This window comes from Streptomyces sp. NBC_00207 (assembly GCF_045160965.1).
Taxonomy (GTDB): Bacteria; Actinomycetota; Actinomycetes; order Streptomycetales; family Streptomycetaceae; genus Streptomyces.
The window spans coordinates 4,791,479-4,811,196 of the sequence record NZ_CP130715.1 but is presented as its reverse complement, the minus strand read 5'-3'; the positions used below and the strand labels follow the sequence as shown (position 1 = coordinate 4,811,196).

Sequence of the window (19,718 nt, the reverse complement as noted above, 5' to 3'; positions counted from 1 at the left end):
ACGCTAGCGTGGGGGCTACTTTGCACAACGCGGGAGCTCGGAGCACCGGGCTGAGAGGACGCTGATCACCGTACGCGCATCACGGATGCGTACGGGAAGAGGCTGCGTCGACCGCCGAACCTGTTACCGGGTAATGCCGGCGTAGGGAGATCAGGTCTCATGACCATTCAGGACGCACGCACGCCTGCCGTCAGCCAGGACGCCGATGGCCAGACCGAGCGCCAGCCCGGCTGGCACAAGGGCTACGTGGCGGGCTCCCGCCCCGACATCCGGGTGCCGGTCCGCCAGGTCCACCTCACCAACGGCAAGGACGTGACGCTCTACGACACGTCCGGTCCGTACACCGATCCGCAGATCGAGACCGACGTCCGCCGGGGCCTCGCCCCGCTGCGCGAGAACTGGATCATCGGCCGCGGCGACACCGAGGAGTACGCGGGCCGTCCCGTGCGCCCCGAGGACGACGGCATCAAGCACACCTCGCCGCGCGGTGGCCTCAAGAACCTCGACGCGGTCTTCCCGGGCCGCCCGCGCCAGCCCCGCCGGGGCCGTGGCGGCCAGGCCGTCACGCAGCTCGCGTACGCCCGCCGGGGCGAGATCACCCCGGAGATGGAGTACGTCGCGATCCGGGAGAACGTCTCCCCCGAGGTCGTCCGCGAGGAGATCGCCGCAGGTCGTGCGGTGCTTCCGGCGAACGTGAACCACCCCGAGATCGAGCCGATGATCATCGGCAAGCGGTTCCTGGTGAAGGTCAACGCCAACATCGGCAACTCCGCGGTCACCTCCTCCATCGAGGAGGAGGTCGACAAGATGACCTGGGCGACCAAGTGGGGCGCCGACACGGTCATGGACCTCTCGACGGGCCGCAACATCCACACCACCCGCGAGTGGGTGCTGCGCAACTCCCCCGTCCCGATCGGCACCGTGCCGCTCTACCAGGCGCTGGAGAAGGTCGACGGCCGCGCCGAGGACCTGACCTGGGAGATCTACAAGGACACGGTCATCGAGCAGGCCGAGCAGGGCGTCGACTACATGACGGTCCACGCCGGCGTGCTGCTGCCCTACGTGCCGCTGACCGCCCGCCGCAAGACCGGCATCGTCTCGCGCGGCGGCTCGATCATGGCCGCGTGGTGCCTCGCGCACCACAAGGAGAACTTCCTCTACACGAACTTCGAAGAGCTCTGCGACATCCTCGCGACGTACGACGTCACGTACTCGCTGGGCGACGGCCTGCGCCCCGGCTCCATCGCGGACGCCAACGACGCGGCGCAGTTCGCGGAGCTGAAGACGCTGGGCGAGCTGAACACGATCGCCAAGCGCCACAACGTCCAGACGATGATCGAGGGCCCGGGCCACGTCCCGATGCACAAGATCAAGGAGAACATCGACCTCCAGCAGGAGATCTGCGAGGAGGCGCCGTTCTACACGCTCGGCCCGCTGACCACGGACGTCGCGCCCGCGTACGACCACATCACCTCGGGCATCGGCGCCGCGATGATCGCCTGGTGGGGCACCGCGATGCTCTGCTACGTCACGCCCAAGGAGCACCTGGGCCTGCCCAACCGCGACGACGTGAAGACCGGTGTCATCACGTACAAGATCGCGGCGCACGCCGCCGACCTGGCCAAGGGGCACCCCGGCGCCCAGGAGTGGGACGACGCCCTGTCGGACGCCCGGTTCGAGTTCCGCTGGGAGGACCAGTTCAACCTGGCCCTCGACCCGGACACGGCCCGCGAGTTCCACGACGAGACCCTTCCCGCCGAGCCGGCCAAGACCGCGCACTTCTGCTCCATGTGCGGTCCGAAGTTCTGCTCGATGAAGATCTCGCAGGACATCCGCCGCGAGCACGGCGGCGACCTGAAGGCCGACGAGATCCAGGCGGGCATGGCGGAGAAGTCCGCCGAGTTCGCGGCCTCGGGCAACCGCGTCTACCTGCCCCTGGCCGACTGACCCTCACGGTCCTTGTGAGCGGCGGAGGCTCCCGTCCGGGCCTCCGTCGCTCATCGAGCGGTCCCCTTCTTCAGGAAGAGCGCCGGGGCCGCGGTCCTGCCGGTCGCCACAGACGGATGAGGCGCTGAACGTTCCGTCCCCGGCCAGGACGAGGCTGCCGCCCCGCTCGTCCTTCCACACCCCTGCCGGCTCGGCACTCGTCAGCACGACGGCGTCGCCCGGCGCTCCGGGAACCCAGAGGCGACGCAGGACGATCAGCCCGACCCCGCAGCGCACCCCAGGGCTCCCCTGCAACCGCCGAGGGCGAGCCACTTCCCGTATCGCCGGGGTGGGGTGGGCGCCGTGGGCCGGGGTCCAGCAGCCGGCATGGGTCTTCCCCGGCTGGGGCGACCACGGTTCTGGCCGGCAGCGTCATCCTGCCCGGGCCCTGGCCGGGCGGCGGCAGCGGGTCCGGGCGCCCGACCGCGCGGTGCTCTGCGTGGTGGGGGACTCGGCATGCTGGCACAGAAGCCGCGGAGCTCGCGGCCTCGGGCAACCGCGCCCACCTGCCGCCGGCCACCTGCCGCCGACCGACTGACCGTTCGACGGCACATGAGCCACGGAGCGGACCCGCGACCCATGGGGGGAGCCGCGGGTCCGCCCGTTTTCGGCGCCGGAGCGCTCCCACTCGCCACGACCGGCTGGTCGTCGCACACCTCGTCCTGACGGCTCGCGTTCTCCGTGTCCGTCACAGCGGCCGTTGGTGTCGCATCACTAGTCCGATAAGAGGACCTATCTGCGAGGTGTCCTGCCACTTGCGGCAGCGCTTCCCACGCTGACCGATGTGGCCGGAGAGGCCCACACACATCGTTCGGTCGGTTTCGAGTAGGAGTGCTATGAGCCCCGAGAACAGGACCAGGTCAACGACGCTTGGACCGCTGCCGAGACGCAGTTGCCGGCTGAAGGGCAGCGCCCTCGCATCGCTTGCCCTGGTCATGATGGGGGTCGCCAGCCCCGCCTTCGCCCTCGCGCAGAGCATTCAGGCAACCGAGCGGGTGAACGCGGCGGGCCTCATGGGGGGAGACCACTGCAAGCCGGACGGGCGTCATGACCGCCCGGACCCGGGACGGGACCACAACCCGAGGGCAGCAACCATCGAGGCCGGGCCCGATGGTGACGACGGATGCGAACAGGGCAGACGGGGCCCGACAGGGCCGAGGGGCGCGAAGGGTGCGACCGGCGCGACGGGTGCGACGGGCGCGGACGGGGCGGCTGGCACGGACGGCGCCACGGGTGCGACGGGTGCCACGGGTGCGACCGGTGCGACGGGTGCGACGGGCACCATTGGCGGCATTGGCGCCCATGGCATTGATGGTGCGGACGGTGCCACGGGCGCGACCGGGGCCACGGGTGCGACGGGCACCAATGGAACCAACGGCACCGATGGTGCGGACGGCGCGGACGGCGCCACGGGCGCCACGGGCGCCACCGGCGCGACGGGTGCGACCGGCGCGACGGGCACCAATGGAACCAATGGAACCAACGGCACCGATGGTGCGGACGGCGCCACGGGCGCCACGGGCGCGACGGGTGCGACGGGTGCGACGGGTGCGACCGGTACGACGGGCACCAATGGAACCAACGGCACCAACGGCACCGATGGTGCGGACGGCGCCACGGGCGCGACGGGTGCGACGGGTGCGACCGGTACGACGGGCACCAATGGAACCAACGGCACCAATGGTGCGACCGGTGCGACCGGCGCCACCGGGGCTACGGGTACTGGGCCCTGCGACGACATCGACAGTTACGCGCCTTCGAACACCGTGTCGTTCAGTGCCGCTCTCACGAACGGCATCGCCTACGTCGGCCGCTCGACCACCGCCGGAGGTGTGCCTGTCTGGCAGGACCTCACGAACGCGGACAACCCGGGATTCCCCTTCAACAGGGCCTGCGGCATCTCGATCATCGAGCAGGGCATCAACTCCTACGTCAAGGTCGTGACGACGGACGGCAGGGTCTACCAGACACACGGTGACACCAACGGCAACGCCTTCGTCTGGGACGAGGGGTGGACCGAACTGACCCCCGCCCCGACTGCCGGAAGCCTCCGGGGCAAGGCATTCAAGGGAGACCTGATGCGCGGAGCCTCCCGGAACCGCCTCCGCTAGGGCAGCCCGTTCCGGCCTGCGTGTCGGCACGCCGAACTCCGGGATCGTGAAGTCGGGTCGGCCGGGCGTATCCCAGGTTGGGGATCCGCCCGGCTCAGCGCAACGACTGGAGGGCGCCGCTCCACGGCCTGTCGGCCGGGGCGACGCCCTCCGTCACGTGCGTGGGAGCGGTGGTCAGGCGACCACCTGATACTGCGGGTCCAGCTTGCGCCGTGCGAAGTCGAGGTTGGCGGTTACCCGGTCGTGCTGGTCGGCGGGAAGCCTGCCTTCCCCGAGCAGGCGTTCGCAGCATTCCAGCGACTCCTGGTACTCGCCGACCCAGTAGGCGGCAACGGCGAGTTCGTCGAGTGCGCGCCAGTCGTGCCAGTCGAACTCGACGAAGAGGATGTCGTCCGGGCGGGGGATGCGGACCGCCTGCCGGGCGAACATGTACGCGAGCGGCCAGCGGCTTTCGTTGCGGCAGAGGCGGGCGAGGCTGCCGAGCGCCTCCGCGCGTGAGGGGCGGCCCTCGTGGGCCCGGAGGAAGCGGTCCACGACCTCGGCCGGCGGCTTCTTGAGAGTCGCCGCGAGCCGTGCCGCGTAGAGCTGGGCGCAGAAGACCTCTTCGGCGAACCCGCCCATGCCCGCCCGCAGGTCGTAGGCGGCGAGGGACTTCTCCGGTTCTCCGGCGTCGCGCCAGCTCTGGGCCAGGTAAAAGGCATAGCGGGCATTGTCGGGCTCCTTGATCAGCCCTTGCCGGAGAATCTCCGCGTCGCGCAGGTATTTCTCCCGCTCGCTTCCTTCGCCCTGGCGTGCCCCACCGCCGACGATGAGAATATGGGCGCCTTCGAGTACCCCGTGGTTGTGTTTGACCTCGCAATCCAGGTACTCGTGGAGCACTCCGACGTATTTCCATGGCAGTCGGGTGGATACCAGGGCGGGCCGCCAGTGAATGACGGGCCGGTGGTGTACGGCGAGGCGGTACGAGTCGAGAGTGAGCTCGGGCATGCAGAAGCCGGGCTGGACCTCCATGACGTCGTCGGCGTCGACGAACAGCAGGTAGTCCGCGCTGGAGCGGGCGAGGTCGATCGCCTCGCTGCGGCTGCCGTCGAACCCCTTCCACGGCCGCTCGTGCAGCACGCCGGGCAGATCGCTGAAGAATTCCCTGATGATGTCCTGGGTGCCGTCCGTCGAGCCCGTGTCCACGATCACCCACGTATCGATCAATGGGCGAACGGATTCGAGGCAGCGTCGGATCACCGGAGCCTCATTCTTGACGATCATGTTCAGGCAGACCGTTGTCTTCAAGGGGTCCATCCGCTGTGTGGTGATGAATTTGACCTTGAGTCGACCGTAGGGATACGGGTAATTCCGTGCAAGGAAGCTCGACCGCAAGGGCAGGGGTCCCGACCCGGCAGGGTGCGGCTCACCGCCAGTCGAAGCTCATCGTTAGTCCGATAAGTGGACTTACCTGCGAGGCTTCCCGCCGTTCGCGTCCCCGGTCTCCACGATGGCCGAGGCGGCCCCAAGGCCCCATCGCGCATCGTTCGATCCGATTTCGAGAAGGAGCGGCGTTTATGAGTCCTGAGAACAGGACCAGGTCAACCCTCGGTCCGCTGCCGAGCCGGAGCAGCTGGGTGAAGGGCGGCACTCTCGCATCGCTTGCCATGGTGTTGGTGGGCATCTCCAGCCCCGCGCTCGCCACGGCCCAGAACATCCAGGCGGCCGAGGCGACCCGAGTGGTCAGCCCGACGGGCGGCGGGGACAAGTGCAAGTCGAAGCACAACGACCATGACTACGACTCCGGGCCGAGGTCGGCTGCCGTCGAGGCAGGCCCCCGCGGTGGCGGTGACGACGAGTGCAAGGTGGGCCCGACCGGTCCGACGGGCCCGCGGGGTCCGCAAGGCGAGCAGGGTGAGCCGGGTGAGGACGGGGCCGACGGGGCCACGGGTGCGACCGGTGCCACGGGCGCTACGGGGGCGACCGGAGCCACGGGCGCTACGGGTGACACCGGCCCGGCTCTCTGCCGCTCCATCGCCGCGGTCCGGGACCAGAACAGTCGCGAGTACAAGGCGGTGATCCCGGGAGACGGGAACACCTATGCCGGCATCCGCGATCTCACGGGCCCCGGCGCGGGCACCTGGAGCTGGTACGACCTCACCCTGGTCGGCGACAGTTACCCGGAGGACGCCTGCGGTGTCTCCATCGCGCACCAGGCCAACGCTCTCTCGATCGAAGTGGTGACCGAGGGCGGGGTCATCTTCGATACCCCCTGCACCGTGGTCCCGGGCAACGGACAGGCCCCGTCCTCACTCACATGCACCGGGGTGTGGGCTCCGGTGTTCCGGCAGCCTGACCCGGGCGACCCGGATCTTCGCAAGGCGGACAAGATGATGTCCCCCGACGCGGTCAACCGGCATCCGAAGGCGATGAAGTAACAGGCACGCCGTACCGAGGTGTCCCGGGCCGGTCGGGGAGCGACTCCGGCTGGTGTTCGGGGCCGGTGAAGTCCGGAGGTGTAGCCGGGCGGGGTCCCCCGAAGGGGGATCCCGGCCCGGGTGGAGTCGGGCCGGGAGTACCCCACCCTGGGGATGCGCCCGGCCTTCGGCGTGCGGGGGCGGATGTCCAGGCCCACGCACTCGGGTCGGCCGGCCTGATCCGAGGCCCTATCGCAGATCGTTCGATCCGGTTTCGAGAAGGAGCGGCGTTATGAACCCGGAGAAGAGGACCAGGTCAACCCTGGGTCCGCTGCCGAGGCGGAGCAGCTGGGTGAAGGGTGGCACCCTCGCATCGCTTGCCCTGGTGTTGGCGGGCATCTCCAGCCCCGCCCTCGCCACGGCTCAGACCTTGCAGGCGGCCGGAGCGGCCCACGTGGTGGGTTCCGCGGGCGGCGGGGACCATTGCGAGCCGCACAGGAAGCCCCATCACGACCCGAGAGGGAAAGCGGAGGACGGCCCCCGGGGCGGCGACGACGAGTGCAGGGAGGGCCAGAGAGGCCCGACGGGTCCGAGGGGCCCTCGGGGTGCCCAGGGGGAGCCCGGGGCTGACGGGGCCACAGGTGCGACGGGTGCGACGGGTGCGACGGGTGCGACCGGTGCAACGGGCGCGACGGGTACGGCGGGAGCCGATGGTTCTCCTGGTGCGACTGGTGCGACAGGAACTGATGGTTCTCCTGGCGCGACCGGTGCGACGGGCGCGACAGGTACGGCGGGAGCCGATGGTTCTCCTGGTGCGACGGGTGCGACGGGTACGGCGGGGACCGACGGGTCTCCTGGTGCGGCCGGCGCGACAGGTGCCACGGGTGCGACCGGCGGCACGGGCGCGACCGGCACCCCCGGCCCGTGCAGCGACGTCGACTCCTACAACCCCAGCACCTCCAGCGAGGTCAGGGCGGTTCTGGACGATGGCGTGGCGTTCGCCGGCATCCGGACCTCAGGGAACAACCCCTCCCCCTTCATCTGGTACAACCTGACCGACAACAACGGTCCCGCCCCGAGCCCCAACCCGACCTATCCCACCGGGGCCTGCTCCATCTCCATCGCAGCCCAGGCGACCCGCGTCACGATCGCGGTCCTGACCCTCAACGGGGATCTGTTCGAGACCACCTGCAATCCGCAGAACGTCATGGGTACCGACACCCTCGTGTGCACCGAGATCTGGGCACCGGTCAACCCGGGGCCCAACGGCCCCAATCCCCCTCCGCTGCGCGGCAAGTTCTCGCACCTGGTCCAGGACGGGAACCTGAACTTCGGCCGCAAGGAGATGAAGTAGTGGCGCAGTAGCCCTGTCCCGTGACCCCTGTCTCCTGATCCCTGTCGGCCCGGGACGCCGGTCGGAGGTTACTCCGGCCGGTTCTCCGGGCCGCCGAAGTCCGGGCTGGTGAAGTCCGGGGGTGTGTAGCCGGGGCGGGGTCCCTCCGAGGGGGATCCCGGGCTGGTGAAGTCGGGCCGGGTGTATCCCAGGTTGGGGATGCGCCCGGCCGCCGGCGTTCTGGGGGTCGGGAAGCCCGGCCCCGCACTCGGATCGGCCAGCGCATCCCGCAGGAACGGCATGATGCCCCGCTCCAGCAGCGCGTGCCGCCAGGCCTCGCGGGCCCGCGCCACCTCGTCGGGCACGGCCTCGGTCTCGTCCGCCACCACTTCGGTCGCGCTGTTGCGGACGGCCGTCACCAGCAGCCCGATCACGGCGAAGAGCAGCGCGGCCACGGTGAGCGCGCCGAACAGCCAGCCCGCCGTCAGCATGGTCTCGGCGAAGGCGGGTTCGGGCTCGATCAGCTTGAGGCTGTAGCCCACGAACAGGAAGATCAGCATGGCGGTGCCCGCCAGGACGGGCGCGAGGACCGCGACCACGGCGCTGATTCCCGCGCCGCCGCCCACGCCCTGCCCGCCGTCCTCGTCCTCCGTGGCGCCGGGTGTGGACAGCACCTCGTCGCGTCGTTCCCCGCGGACCTTCACGTAGTGGCCGTACTCGGCGGCGGCCGCGGCCGCCAGCAGCGCGCTGGCCCCCTGGGCCATGGTGCGCAACTGTTCGGCGTTCAGTCGTTCGCCGAGGGTGGCGAGCTCGGGCCGTTCGTTCGCGGTGCGCAGTGCCTCGTCGAGGAGGCGGTCGAACTCCGGTCGGTCTTCGGTCAGCAGGTGCGGAGCGCTGGTCATGTGCATCCCCCGATGCTCCGTGGAAGCCGGTATCCCCGCGTAGAACGGGGCACCGGCACAAACGGAGGAGAGCCTGCTACGGATAGAGCGATGGTAGAGCGACCACGCCACAGGTTGACAGGGGCTTTGCGGAAATACCCCCGTGGTGACAAACCTCAGTCGTTCAAGGGGAGCTGTACGACGAGCAGCTTGCCCGCCATCGTCACCCCGCCGTCCATCGCGATGGCGAGCCCTTCCGCGTACACGTGCGGGCCGTCCACGGCCTCCGGGCCGCGCGTCTCGTCGCCGTCCTCGGTGCCCACCTCGCCGAGCAGGTACGGGATGGGGCTGTGCCCGTGCACGACGCGGCTGCCGCCGTAGGTGCCGAGCAGTTCGCGTACGGCCTGCGGGCCGGTCCCCTCGTCGCGGAAGGCGAACCGCTTGGTGAACTTGCGGAAGAGGTCCCAGGTGATGTCCGCGTCGCCCCGGTTGAGGAGCTCGTGGATGGTGTCGTTGACGTCCTCGATGGAGTCGCCGTAGTCGAGGTAGGCCGTGGTGTCGGAGTGCAGGAGCAGGTGGCCCTCCTCCAGGACGGCCGCGTCCAGCCGCGACATCCACTGCAGGTGTACGTCCTGCAGGCGTTCCATGTCGGTGCGCTGGCCGCCGTTGAGGAGCCACGCGGCCTGGAAGGTGGCGGTGCCGGCGCCGGAGACGACGGGGGTGTCGCCGAACCGCTTGGCGCCGATGAGCAGCAGCTCGTGGTTGCCCATCAGGGCCTTGCAGTAGCCGCCGGCGGCCGCGGCCTCGGCTGACAGCCGCATGACGAGGTCGATGACGCCGATGCCGTCGGGGCCGCGGTCGGTGAAGTCGCCGAGGAACCAGAGCCGGGCGTTGCCGGCGGACCAGCGGCGTTCCGTGTCGATGAGGCCCTGGGCGTGGAGTTCGGTGACGAGCTCGTCGAGGTAGCCGTGGACGTCGCCGACGACGTAGAGCGGGCCGGGGCCGTCGGCTGCGGCCTCCTGCGGGACGTACTGGACCTGCACGGTGTCGCCGGGGCCGCCGAGGGCGCCGCGGCCGATGATCGGCAGGTCGCGGTGGGTCGGGGTGTAGCCCTCGAAGTCGTCGTCCTCGGGGGTGTGGGTCGTCGCGTGCACGGGCTGCGGGGCCGGCGGTGCGGCGGGCGGCGCGGCGGGCGGTGCGGCCGGCGCCGGCGCGTAGCCGGGCTGCGGGGGCACGGCCGGTGTGCCGTCGTCGTAGTACGCCGGGTACTCGCCGTAGACGGGAGCTTCACCGGGATGCCCGGCGGATACGGCGTACGCGGCGGGTTCGGTGACTGGAACCCGGAAGTCCCGCAGCGTGTCCGTCCGCATCGCGGGTCCCTGACCGGCCCCCTGAGTCATCGACCCCTCCACCACCGTCGCGCTGCCGTACACCTGCGGACCCTCCTGACCTCCGGGGAGGAGGGTCCGTGATGTCGTGCGCCCATCATAGGAATGCGGCTCGCGCTCTGTGACGCACCAGGGGTGGTGAATCCTTTGCGGAGCCGATCGTTCCTACCGTTTTCTACCGATATCGGTGTTGCTGAAATGCTCGGCCGGGTCGTCGGCAGGCCGACCGGACGGTCTGGCGGTCAGTCCTTGGCCGGGGAACGGGGTGGGCTGACGGTCGTTCGGGGCTGCCTGCGCTGCGACGACGTACGGATGATGAGCTCGGTCGGGACGACCTGTTCGACGGGTCGCCCGGTGTCCACTCCCTCGATCGCGTCGATGAGCAGCTGGACGACGGCGGTGCCGATGCGGCGCGGTTTGAGGGAGAGGGTGGTGATGGGCGGTTCGGTGTTGGCGTAGACGGTGGACTCGCTGCAGCACACGAGCAGCAGGTCCTCGGGGACGCGCAGGCCGTAGCGCCGGGCGGCGGCGAGCAGGTCGGTGCCGTTGGGGTCGAAGAGCCCGTAGACGGCGTCGGGCCGGTCGGGTCGGGCGAGGAGCCGGTCGGCGGCGACGGCGCCCGCGCACGGATCGTGGGCGGGGTAGGACTCGTAGACGGGGTCCTGGCCGACGCGCTCGCACCAGTTGAGGTAGGCGGTGGTGGAGAGCCGGGTGTACGTGTCGGTGGTGGTGCCGGTCAGCAGCCCGATCCGGCGGGCGCCGGCGGCGGCGAGGTGGTCGAGGAGGCCGAGTACGGCGGCCTCGTGGTCGTTGTCGACCCAGGCGGTGACGGGGAGGGAGCCTGCGGGGCGGCCGTCGGAGACCACGGGCAGACCTTGGCGGACCAGTTCGGTGACCACGGGATCGTGGTCGGAGGGGTCGATGACGACGGTGCCGTCGAGGGCGACGTTGGACCACACGTCGTGGCGGGAGGTGGCGGGGAGGATGACGAGGGCGTAGCCGCGGGCGAGCGCGGCGGAGGTGGCGGCCCTGGCCATCTCGGCGAAGTAGGCGAATTCGGTGAAGGTGAAAGGTTCATCCCCGTACGTCGTCACGGTCAGGCCGATGAGGCCCGACTTGCCGGTACGGAGTGTGCGGGCGGCGGCCGACGGGCGGTATCCCAGCCGGTCGGCCACCTCGCGAACGTGGCGGCGGGTGGCGTCGGGCAGCCGTCCCTTGCCATTGAGCGCGTCGGAGACGGTTGTGATGGAGACGCCCGCCGCGGCGGCCACGTCCCTGATGCCGGCCCGGCCCTGTCGGCCGGCGGCCCGCCGGGTGGTCTCGGTCCGGCTCACCTGATGCTTCCCTGCTGCTGTCATGGCGAGCCGATAGTAGGGCTCGGTGGGGTGGGTGGTCCGGGTGCATATGCACCCGTTGACAGGCACGATTCTGCATGGTTCGCCACCCCCAATGACCTTGGAAATGAAGGTATTTGATCGCCGAGAGTAAGGGTGGAGCTTGTCGGCGGGTCCGGGCATGCCAAAACGGTGTGGTCTCGGGACGGTCTCAACTCACCTGCACGAGGGACGCGCGCCACGGCGCAGGCCACCGGCGCGCGCATATATGCGCGCGCTCCCCCGCATTCCAGGCGCCCCCATTCTCGGAACGGCGGAATCCTCATAAGGTGAGCAGTATTGAGTCGACGGCGACGTCGTAAGGGACGGTCGAGGAGGACCTGCGGTGAGCGAGAAGAGCCCGAAGCTGCGCGCCGAGCTGGACGGCATTCCGACGTACAAGCCCGGGAAGCCGGCTGCCGCGGGAGGACCGGTCGCGTACAAGCTGTCGTCGAACGAGAACCCGTACCCGCCGCTGCCGGGCGTGCTGGAGACCGCGGTCTCGGCGGCCGGCAGCTTCAACCGGTACCCCGACATGGCCTGCACCGGCCTCGTGAACGAGCTCGCCGAGCGCTTCGGGGTGCCGGTCGAGCACATCGCCACGGGCACCGGCTCGGTGGGCGTGGCCCAGTCCCTGATCCAGGCGGCGGCCGGCCCGGGCGACGAGGTGATCTACGCCTGGCGCTCCTTCGAGGCGTACCCCATCCTCACGCAGATCTCGGGTGCGACCTCGGTGCAGGTCCCGCTGACCGACGGGGACGTGCACGACCTGGAGGCCATGGCGGCGGCGATCACCGACCGGACCCGGCTGATCTTCGTCTGCAACCCGAACAACCCCACCGGCACCGCCGTGCGCCGCGCCGAGCTGGAGCGGTTCCTGGACCGGGTGCCCTCGGACGTCCTGGTGGTCCTGGACGAGGCGTACCGCGAGTTCGTGCGCGACACGGACGTCCCGGACGGCGTCGAGCTCTACCGCGACCGGCCGAACGTGGCCGTGCTGCGTACGTTCTCCAAGGCGTACGGCCTGGCGGGCCTGCGGGTCGGCTTCGCCATCGCGCACGAGCCGGTGGCCGCGGCGCTGCGCAAGACGGCGATGCCGTTCGGCGTCAGCCAGCTCGCGCAGGACGCGGCGGTGGCCTCGCTGCGCGCCGAGGACGAGCTGATGGGCCGCGTCGGGGCGCTGGTGGGCGAGCGTGCACGGGTGCACGAGACGCTGCTCGCCCAGGGCTGGTCCGTGCCGGACACCCAGGCGAACTTCGTGTGGATGCGGCTGGGGGAGCGGACCGCCGAGTTCGCGGCGGCCTGCGAGAAGGCCGGTGTGGTGGTCCGGCCCTTCGCGGGCGAGGGCCTGCGGGTCACGATCGGTGAGACCGAGGCGAACGACCTCTTCCTGCACACGGCGGAGGCGTTCTTCAAGGAGCTGTAGGCGGCCGTGGTTGTCCCGGCGGCCGGACCCGCCGGGGTCGGTCAGGCCAGTTCCACGCGGATGGGATCGCCGTCGCGGACGGTGGAGAGCAGGCGGGGGTCGCCGTCGAACGAGCCGAGCACGTTGCACGGGCTCGCCAGGCGGCTCTCGCCTCCGCGTGAGATGGGCGTGGGGCCGTAGGGCAGCGCGAGCGCGTCGCCCTCGGTCCAGAACGCGACCGTGCCCGGCTCGACGACCTGCTGGGCGTCGTGTTCCAGGGCCACCGAGACACCGGTGTCGAAGTAGACCTCCTCGCCCCAGGTGTTCGCGGAGGCGGAGATCGGAAGGGCCTCGGCCAGCGCCTTGCTGGTCGGGGTCTCGTCGAGGGTTGCGGTGAGCTGGCCCGCAGGCCAGGAAATCCGTATCTGCATGAGCCGCATTCAACAATCTGTTGAAGAAATTGGCTAGAGGGGTACCCCGCCTGAAGGCTGCCGACAGCGGTACGACATAATGCTTGTGAATGTGAACGCGTTCACAAGCGTGTCCCGCTTTCTCCCGGATTGAGTGGGACACAACAGGCAGACTGCCGCGTGACCACGGCGACGCGAAGGAGACGAGGACGTGGACCTAGCTTTGGCGCCGGAGACTCTGGCGCGATGGCAGTTCGGAATCACCACCGTCTATCACTTCCTCTTCGTACCCCTGACGATCTCGCTCGCCGCGCTCACGGCCGGCCTGCAGACCGCGTGGGTGCGCACCGAGAAGGAGAAGTACCTCAGAGCCACGAAGTTCTGGGGAAAGCTTTTCTTGATCAATATCGCGATGGGCGTCGTCACCGGCATCGTCCAGGAGTTCCAGTTCGGCATGAACTGGTCCGACTACTCGCGCTTCGTCGGCGACATCTTCGGGGCCCCGCTGGCCTTCGAGGCGCTGATCGCCTTCTTCTTCGAGTCGACCTTCATCGGCCTGTGGATCTTCGGCTGGGACAAGCTGCCGAAGAAGATCCACCTGGCCTGCATCTGGATGGTGTCCATGGGCACCGTCCTCTCCGCCTACTTCATCCTGGCGGCCAATTCCTGGATGCAGCACCCGGTCGGGTACCGCATCAACGAGGAGCGGGGCCGGGCCGAGCTCACCGACTTCTGGCTCGTGCTCACCCAGAACACCGCGCTCACCCAGTTCTTCCACACGATCACGGCCGCCTTCCTGGTGGGCGGTGCGTTCATGACCGGCATCGCCGCCTTCCACCTGGCGCGCAAGAGGCACATCCCCGTGATGCGGAGCTCGCTGCGGCTCGGCCTGGTCGTCATGATCATCGCGGGCATGGGCACTGCCGTGAGCGGTGACCTGCTCGGCAAGGTGATGTTCAAGCAGCAGCCCATGAAGATGGCCGCCGCCGAGGCGCTCTGGGACGGCGAGGCGCCGGCTCCCTTCTCGGTCTTCGCCTACGGCGACGTCGAGAAGGGCCACAACAAGGTCGCGATAGAGATCCCCGGTCTGCTGTCCTTCCTGGCCAACGACGACTTCACCTCCTTCGTCCCGGGCATCAACGACGTCAACAAGGCGGAGCAGGAGAAGTTCGGCCCCGGCGACTACCGGCCCAACATCCCGGTCGCCTACTGGGGCTTCCGCTGGATGATCGGCTTCGGCATGGCCTCCCTCGGCGTCGGCGTGCTGGGCCTGTGGCTCACCCGCAAGAAGTTCATGCTGCCGCCGGGGCTGCGGACCGGTGAGGACGAGGTCCCGAACCTGGTCCTCTTCAAGAAGGCACTGGGCCCTAAGTTCGCCAACCTGTACTGGATCGTCGCGCTCTGGACGATGGGCTTCCCGCTCATCGCCAACTCCTGGGGCTGGATCTTCACCGAGATGGGCCGCCAGCCCTGGGTGGTCTACGGAGTCCTGCGCACCCGGGACGCGGTCTCGCCGAACGTCTCCCAGGCCGAGGTGCTCACCTCGATGATCGGCTTCACCCTCCTCTACGCGGTGCTCGCCGTCATCGAGGTCAGGCTCCTCGTCAAGTACGTCAAGGCCGGACCGCCCGAGCTCACCGAGGCCGACCTCAACCCGCCCACCAAGATCGGCGGGGACGACAAGAACCCCGACCGGCCGATGGCCTTCTCGTACTGAGGCTGAGGAGACCGCACCATGCAACTCCACGACGTCTGGTTCGTACTCATCGCCGTCCTGTGGACCGGCTACTTCTTCCTGGAGGGCTTCGACTTCGGAGTCGGCGTACTGACCAAGCTGCTCGCCCGCGACCGTACGGAGAAGCGGGTCCTGATCAACACCATCGGGCCCGTGTGGGACGGCAACGAGGTCTGGCTGCTCACGGCGGGCGGCGCGACCTTCGCCGCCTTCCCCGAGTGGTACGCCACCCTCTTCTCCGGCTTCTACCTGCCGCTGCTGCTCATCCTGGTCTGCCTCATCATCCGCGGCGTCGCCTTCGAGTACCGGCACAAGCGCCCCGAGGACCGGTGGCAGACCAACTGGGAACACGCGATCTTCTGGACCTCGCTGATACCGGCGTTCCTGTGGGGCGTGGCCTTCGCCAACATCGTGCGGGGCGTGAAGATCGACGAGAACATGGAGTACGTCGGCACCCTCTTCGACCTGCTCAACGTCTACTCGATCCTGGGCGGCCTGGTCACCCTCACCCTCTTCACCTTCCACGGCGCGGTCTTCACCTCGCTCAAGACGGTCGGTGACATCCGGGACCGCTCGCGGAAGCTGGCGACCGGTTTGGGCGCGATCACCGCGGTGCTGGCCCTGGTCTTCCTGATCTGGACCCAGGTCTCCCGCGGCGACGGCAAGAGCCTGATCGCGATGGCCGTCGCCGTGCTGGCACTGCTCGGGGCGCTCGGTACCAACCTGAAGGGCCGCGAGGGCTGGTCGTTCGCACTGTCCGGGGTCACCATCGCGGCGGCCGTCGCGATGCTCTTCCTGACGCTCTTCCCGAACGTCATGCCGTCCTCGCTGAACGATGCCTGGAACCTCACGGTCACCAACGCCTCGTCCAGCCCGTACACCTTGAAGATCATGACCTGGTGTGCGGCCGTGGCCACCCCGCTCGTCCTCCTCTACCAGGGCTGGACGTACTGGGTGTTCCGCAAGCGGATCGGCACGCAGCACATCGTCGACGTGCACTGAGTTCCCGCGACACCCGGCCCGTTCGTCCGACCCACCCTCCCCTGGGGGATGTTTCACGTGAAACCGATCGACCCGCGCCTGCTTCGGTACGCCCGCTCCACCCGCCTCTTCCTGGGCGCGGTGGTGGCCCTGGGGCTCGTCGGGGCGGGGCTGGTCGTCGGTCAGGCGATGCTGATCGCCGAGATCGTGGTCGGTGCCTTCGAGAAGGGGCTGGGCGGCGAAGCGCTCCGGACGCCGCTGCTGCTGCTCGCGGCGGTGGCGCTCGGACGCGGCCTGGTCGCCTGGCTGACCGAGCTGGCCGCGCACCGCGCCAGCGCGGCGGTCAAGTCGGAGCTGCGGGGCCGGCTGCTGGACCGGGCCGCGGACCTCGGCCCCGGCCGGCTCACCGGGCAGAAGACCGGATCCCTGGTGTCCCTGGCCACCCGCGGTGTGGACGCGCTCGACGACTACTTCTCCCGCTACCTGCCCCAGCTGGGGCTCGCGGTGGTCGTGCCGGTGGCGGTGCTCGCCCGCATCGTCACCGAGGACTGGGTGTCGGCGGCCATCATCGTGGTCACGCTCCCCCTGATCCCCGTGTTCATGGTGCTCATCGGCATGGCCACCCAGTCCCGGATGGACCGCCAGTGGAGGCTGCTGTCCCGGCTGTCGGGGCACTTCCTCGACGTGGTGGCCGGCCTTCCCACACTGAAGGTCTTCGGCCGGGCCAAGGCGCAGGCCGAATCCATCCGCAAGATCACCGACGAGTACCGGCGCGCGACGATGCGGACCCTGCGCATCGCCTTCCTCTCCTCCTTCGCGCTGGAACTGCTGGCGACCCTGTCGGTCGCACTGGTCGCCGTGACCATCGGCATGCGAATGGTCCACGGTGAACTGGACCTCTACACCGGCCTGGTCATCCTGATCCTGGCGCCCGAGGCGTACCTGCCGCTCAGGCAGGTGGGGGCGCAGTACCACGCGGCCGCGGAAGGACTGGCGGCCGCGGAGGAGATCTTCGAGATCCTGGAGACCCCCGCCACGGGCCCGGCCGGGACGGCCGAGCTGCCCGGCGGCGCCCCCCTGCGGATCGAGATCGACGGGGTGGCCGTCCGCTACGAGGGCCGGGGCGAGGACTCGCCCGGGCCGGTCTCGCTGACGGTCGCGCCGGGGGAGTGCGTGGCCCTCACCGGTCCGAGCGGCGCGGGCAAGTCCACGCTGCTCCAGGTGCTGCTGGGCTTCGTGACGCCGACCGCGGGGCGGGTCCGGGTCGCGGGGGTGGACCTGGCCGAGCTGTCGCCGGAGCACTGGCGGGAGCGGATCGCGTGGGTGCCGCAGCGACCGCACCTGTTCGCCGGGACGATCGCCGAGAACGTACGGCTGGCCCGCGCGGGCGCCTCCGACAGCGAAGTGGCCACGGCTCTGAAGGACGCCGGAGCCTGGGAGTTCGTGACCGCGCTGCCGCGCGGGGCGCAGACCCTGCTGGGCGAGGGCGGTGTGGGACTGTCCGCCGGGCAGCGCCAGCGGCTGGCCCTGGCCCGGGCCTTCCTGGCGGACAGGCCTGTGCTGCTGCTGGACGAGCCGACGGCGGCCCTGGACGGGGAGACCGAGGCGGGCATCGTGGACGCAGTCCGGCGGCTTTCCGCGGGGCGGACCGTCCTGCTGGTCGTGCACCGGCCGGCGCTGCTGGCGGTTGCGGACCGGGTGGTCCCGATGGCGGCGGAGGGCGGCGCCGCGGAGCTCCTCGCCGACGCGCGCCGCCTTGAGGGGGCTCTTCCCGAGGGGCCGGACCTTGGGGGGCCGGACCTTGGGGGGCCGGACCTTGACGGTGTGCTCCCCCACTGCGGTGCTTTCCTGGACGGGGCCGACGGACGGTCCCCCGGCGACCGCGCCCCGGATGCCGGGGAGTGGATCCTCGGCGCCGCACCCGAGCGGGCTCGGGCCGGCGGCGGGACCGACACGGGCGGGGCCGACCCGCTGCGCCGGGTGCGGGCGGTGGCCAAGGCCTGGCAGGGACGGTTCAGGCTCGGGCTGCTCCTCGGAGCGCTGGCCGTCGGGTGCAGCGTCGGCCTGATGGCCGTCTCCGGCTGGCTGATCTCGCGGGCCTCCGAACAGCCTCCCGTGCTCTATCTGATGGTGGCCGTCACCGCCACCCGGGCCTTCGGGATGGGCCGCGCCGTCTTCCGGTACGCGGAGCGGCTCGTCTCCCACGACGCCGTGCTGCGGATGCTCGCCGACCTGCGGGTATCGGTCTACCGGCGACTGGAGCGCATCGCGCCCGCCGGGCTGCGCGAGCACCGGCGCGGGGACCTGCTGGCCCGGTTGGTGGCCGACGCGGACGCCCTGCAGGACTACTGGCTCCGCTGGCTGCTGCCGGTCGGTACCGCGGTGCTCGTCGGAACCGGTTCGGTCGCCTTCACCACCTGGCTGCTCCCCGAGGCCGGAGCCGTGCTCGCCGCCGGGCTGCTCGCCGCCGGTATCGGGGTGCCGCTGGTCAGCGGGGCCTGCGCCCGCCGGGCGGAGCGCAGGCTCGCACCCGCCCGGGGCGAACTCGCCACCAGGGTGGCCGATCTGCTCACCGGTACCGCGGAACTGACCGTGGCCGGTGCGCTGGAGGACCGCAAGGGCCGGGCGCGGGAGAGCGACGGCCTGCTGACCCGCATCGCCGCGCGGGGCGCCGCAGCGAGCGGGCTGGGCGGCGGGCTGTCCGCCCTCGTGTGCGGGCTCACCGTGGTCGCCGCCGCGGCCGTCGCCGCGAATGCCGTCCACGACGGACGGCTGTCCGGCGTGGCCATGGCCGTCGCGGTCCTGACACCGCTCGCCGCCTTCGAGGCGGTGAACGGGCTGCCGCTCGCCGTCCAGTACCGCCAGCGGGTGCGCCGTAGCGCCGAGCGGGTCTACGAGGTCATCGACGCGCCGGTCCCGGTCGCCGAGCCGGAGCGGCCCGCCGCGGCCCCCGCCTCGCCCTTCCCGCTGCGCCTGACGGGGCTCGCCGCCCGCCACCCCGGCCAGGACCGTGACGCCCTGCGCGGGCTGGACCTGACCCTGGAGGCCGGCCGCCGCATCGCCGTCGTCGGCCCCTCGGGCTCCGGCAAGACGACGCTGGCCCAGGTCATGCTCCGGTTCCTGGAACCGGGCGAGGGTGCCTACACCCTGGGCGGGACCGACGCGCGCACCCTCGACGGAGACGACGTACGCGCGCTCGTGGGCCTGTGCGCCCAGGACGCGCACATCTTCGACAGCTCGGTGCGGGAGAACCTGCGCCTCGCCCGGACCGGGGCGAACGAGGACCAGCTGAGGGACGCGCTGGCCGCGGCCCGGCTGCTGGAGTGGGCCGACGGCCTTCCGGACGGTCTGGACACCCTGGTCGGTGAGCACGGCGAGCGGATCTCGGGCGGTCAGCGCCAGCGCCTCGCCCTGGCCCGCGCGCTGCTCGCGGACTTCCCCGTACTGGTCCTGGACGAGCCGGCCGAGCACCTGGACCTGGCCACGGCCGACGCCCTGACGGCGGACCTGCTGGCCGCGACCGAGGGCCGGACCACCGTGCTGATCACGCACCGGCTGGCCGGCCTGGAGGCGGTCGACGAGGTGCTCGTACTGGACCGCGGCGAGTGCGTGCAGCGCGGCGCGTACGCGGAGCTGGCCTCGGCCGAGGGACCGCTGCGGCGCCTGCTGGAGCGGGAAAGGGCTTCGGACGGGACTTTGGCCAGCTTTCCCCGCTAATG

Annotated in this window: 13 protein-coding genes and 1 riboswitch; of the genes, 8 read left to right on the top strand and 5 right to left on the bottom strand. The window is 70.5% G+C overall.

Annotation, left to right across the window (positions count from 1 at the left end):
* Positions 1-19 precede the first annotated feature (19 nt).
* A riboswitch (TPP riboswitch) is annotated at positions 20-165 on the top strand.
* Complete coding sequence (thiC, locus tag OG472_RS22715; RefSeq protein ID WP_401610208.1) at positions 160-1,947, top strand: phosphomethylpyrimidine synthase ThiC; 1,788 nt, start codon at positions 160-162, stop codon at positions 1,945-1,947. It overlaps the preceding riboswitch by 6 nt.
* Positions 1,948-2,921: 974 nt before the next feature.
* The gene (locus tag OG472_RS22710) at positions 2,922-4,097 is read left to right on the top strand and encodes a hypothetical protein (RefSeq protein ID WP_405941958.1); all 1,176 of its coding nucleotides are present in this window, start codon (positions 2,922-2,924) and stop codon (positions 4,095-4,097) included.
* 174 nt (positions 4,098-4,271) lie between these two features.
* Here OG472_RS22710 and OG472_RS22705 read toward each other — a convergent pair whose 3' ends face one another.
* Positions 4,272-5,393 carry a glycosyltransferase gene (locus OG472_RS22705; RefSeq protein ID WP_405941957.1) on the bottom strand — a complete coding sequence of 374 codons (1,122 nt, stop codon included), beginning with the start codon at positions 5,391-5,393 and terminating at the stop codon, positions 4,272-4,274.
* A gap of 359 nt (positions 5,394-5,752) precedes the next feature.
* On the opposite strand from OG472_RS22705, the gene OG472_RS22700 reads away from it, so the two are divergent.
* A complete protein-coding gene (locus OG472_RS22700; RefSeq protein WP_401610215.1) occupies positions 5,753-6,514 on the top strand; it encodes a hypothetical protein in 762 nt (253 codons plus the stop codon).
* 970 nt (positions 6,515-7,484) lie between these two features.
* Complete coding sequence (locus OG472_RS22695; protein ID WP_405830978.1) at positions 7,485-7,847, top strand: hypothetical protein; 363 nt, start codon at positions 7,485-7,487, stop codon at positions 7,845-7,847.
* Between the two features lie 68 nt (positions 7,848-7,915).
* Here the strand turns inward: OG472_RS22695 and OG472_RS22690 are convergent, their stop codons facing one another.
* The 3 genes from OG472_RS22690 to OG472_RS22680 all read right to left on the bottom strand — a co-directional run bounded on the left by OG472_RS22690 (position 7,916) and on the right by OG472_RS22680 (position 11,453).
* Positions 7,916-8,734 (bottom strand): hypothetical protein, encoded by an 819-nt coding sequence (locus OG472_RS22690; RefSeq protein WP_405941956.1) that lies wholly within the window; start codon positions 8,732-8,734, stop codon positions 7,916-7,918.
* Positions 8,735-8,883: 149 nt separating this feature from the next.
* Complete coding sequence (locus tag OG472_RS22685; RefSeq protein WP_405834909.1) at positions 8,884-10,122, bottom strand: metallophosphoesterase; 1,239 nt, start codon at positions 10,120-10,122, stop codon at positions 8,884-8,886.
* A 215-nt stretch (positions 10,123-10,337) separates the two neighbouring features.
* On the bottom strand, positions 10,338-11,453 hold the full coding sequence (locus OG472_RS22680) for a LacI family DNA-binding transcriptional regulator (protein ID WP_327414982.1): 1,116 nt from the start codon (positions 11,451-11,453) through the stop codon (positions 10,338-10,340).
* Between the two features lie 361 nt (positions 11,454-11,814).
* Between OG472_RS22680 and hisC the strand changes: the two genes are divergently transcribed.
* The gene (hisC, locus tag OG472_RS22675) at positions 11,815-12,894 is read left to right on the top strand and encodes a histidinol-phosphate transaminase (protein ID WP_030707773.1); all 1,080 of its coding nucleotides are present in this window, start codon (positions 11,815-11,817) and stop codon (positions 12,892-12,894) included.
* A 41-nt stretch (positions 12,895-12,935) separates the two neighbouring features.
* On the opposite strand, the gene OG472_RS22670 is transcribed toward hisC, so the two are convergent.
* Entirely contained in the window at positions 12,936-13,304 is a 369-nt protein-coding gene (locus OG472_RS22670) for a cyclophilin-like fold protein (protein WP_319721230.1), read from the bottom strand.
* A gap of 190 nt (positions 13,305-13,494) precedes the next feature.
* Between OG472_RS22670 and OG472_RS22665 the strand changes: the two genes are divergently transcribed.
* Genes OG472_RS22665 through cydD form a run of 3 tightly spaced genes read left to right on the top strand, consistent with a single transcriptional unit; the run spans position 13,495 to position 19,716 of the window.
* Complete coding sequence (locus tag OG472_RS22665) at positions 13,495-15,000, top strand: cytochrome ubiquinol oxidase subunit I (RefSeq protein ID WP_401610225.1); 1,506 nt, start codon at positions 13,495-13,497, stop codon at positions 14,998-15,000.
* A gap of 18 nt (positions 15,001-15,018) precedes the next feature.
* Positions 15,019-16,020, top strand: coding sequence for a cytochrome d ubiquinol oxidase subunit II (gene cydB / locus OG472_RS22660; RefSeq protein ID WP_401610228.1), 1,002 nt, complete (start codon positions 15,019-15,021; stop codon positions 16,018-16,020).
* Positions 16,021-16,068: 48 nt separating this feature from the next.
* Positions 16,069-19,716 (top strand): thiol reductant ABC exporter subunit CydD, encoded by a 3,648-nt coding sequence (cydD, locus tag OG472_RS22655; protein WP_405941955.1) that lies wholly within the window; start codon positions 16,069-16,071, stop codon positions 19,714-19,716.
* Positions 19,717-19,718: the final 2 nt, after the last annotated feature.

What these genes read in the sequence shown, in the direction of transcription:
- thiC (WP_401610208.1), top strand. Translation starts at nt 160, where the DNA reads ATGACCATTCAGGACGCACGCACGCCTGCCGTCAGCCAGGACGCCGAT.
- cydD (WP_405941955.1), top strand. Translation starts at nt 16,069, where the DNA reads ATGTTTCACGTGAAACCGATCGACCCGCGCCTGCTTCGGTACGCCCGC.
- OG472_RS22690 (WP_405941956.1), bottom strand. Translation starts at nt 8,734, where the DNA reads ATGCACATGACCAGCGCTCCGCACCTGCTGACCGAAGACCGACCGGAG.
- OG472_RS22680 (WP_327414982.1), bottom strand. Translation starts at nt 11,453, where the DNA reads ATGACAGCAGCAGGGAAGCATCAGGTGAGCCGGACCGAGACCACCCGG.
- OG472_RS22670 (WP_319721230.1), bottom strand. Translation starts at nt 13,304, where the DNA reads ATGCAGATACGGATTTCCTGGCCTGCGGGCCAGCTCACCGCAACCCTC.
- cydB (WP_401610228.1), top strand. Translation starts at nt 15,019, where the DNA reads ATGCAACTCCACGACGTCTGGTTCGTACTCATCGCCGTCCTGTGGACC.
- OG472_RS22710 (WP_405941958.1), top strand. Translation starts at nt 2,922, where the DNA reads ATGATGGGGGTCGCCAGCCCCGCCTTCGCCCTCGCGCAGAGCATTCAG.
- OG472_RS22705 (WP_405941957.1), bottom strand. Translation starts at nt 5,393, where the DNA reads ATGGACCCCTTGAAGACAACGGTCTGCCTGAACATGATCGTCAAGAAT.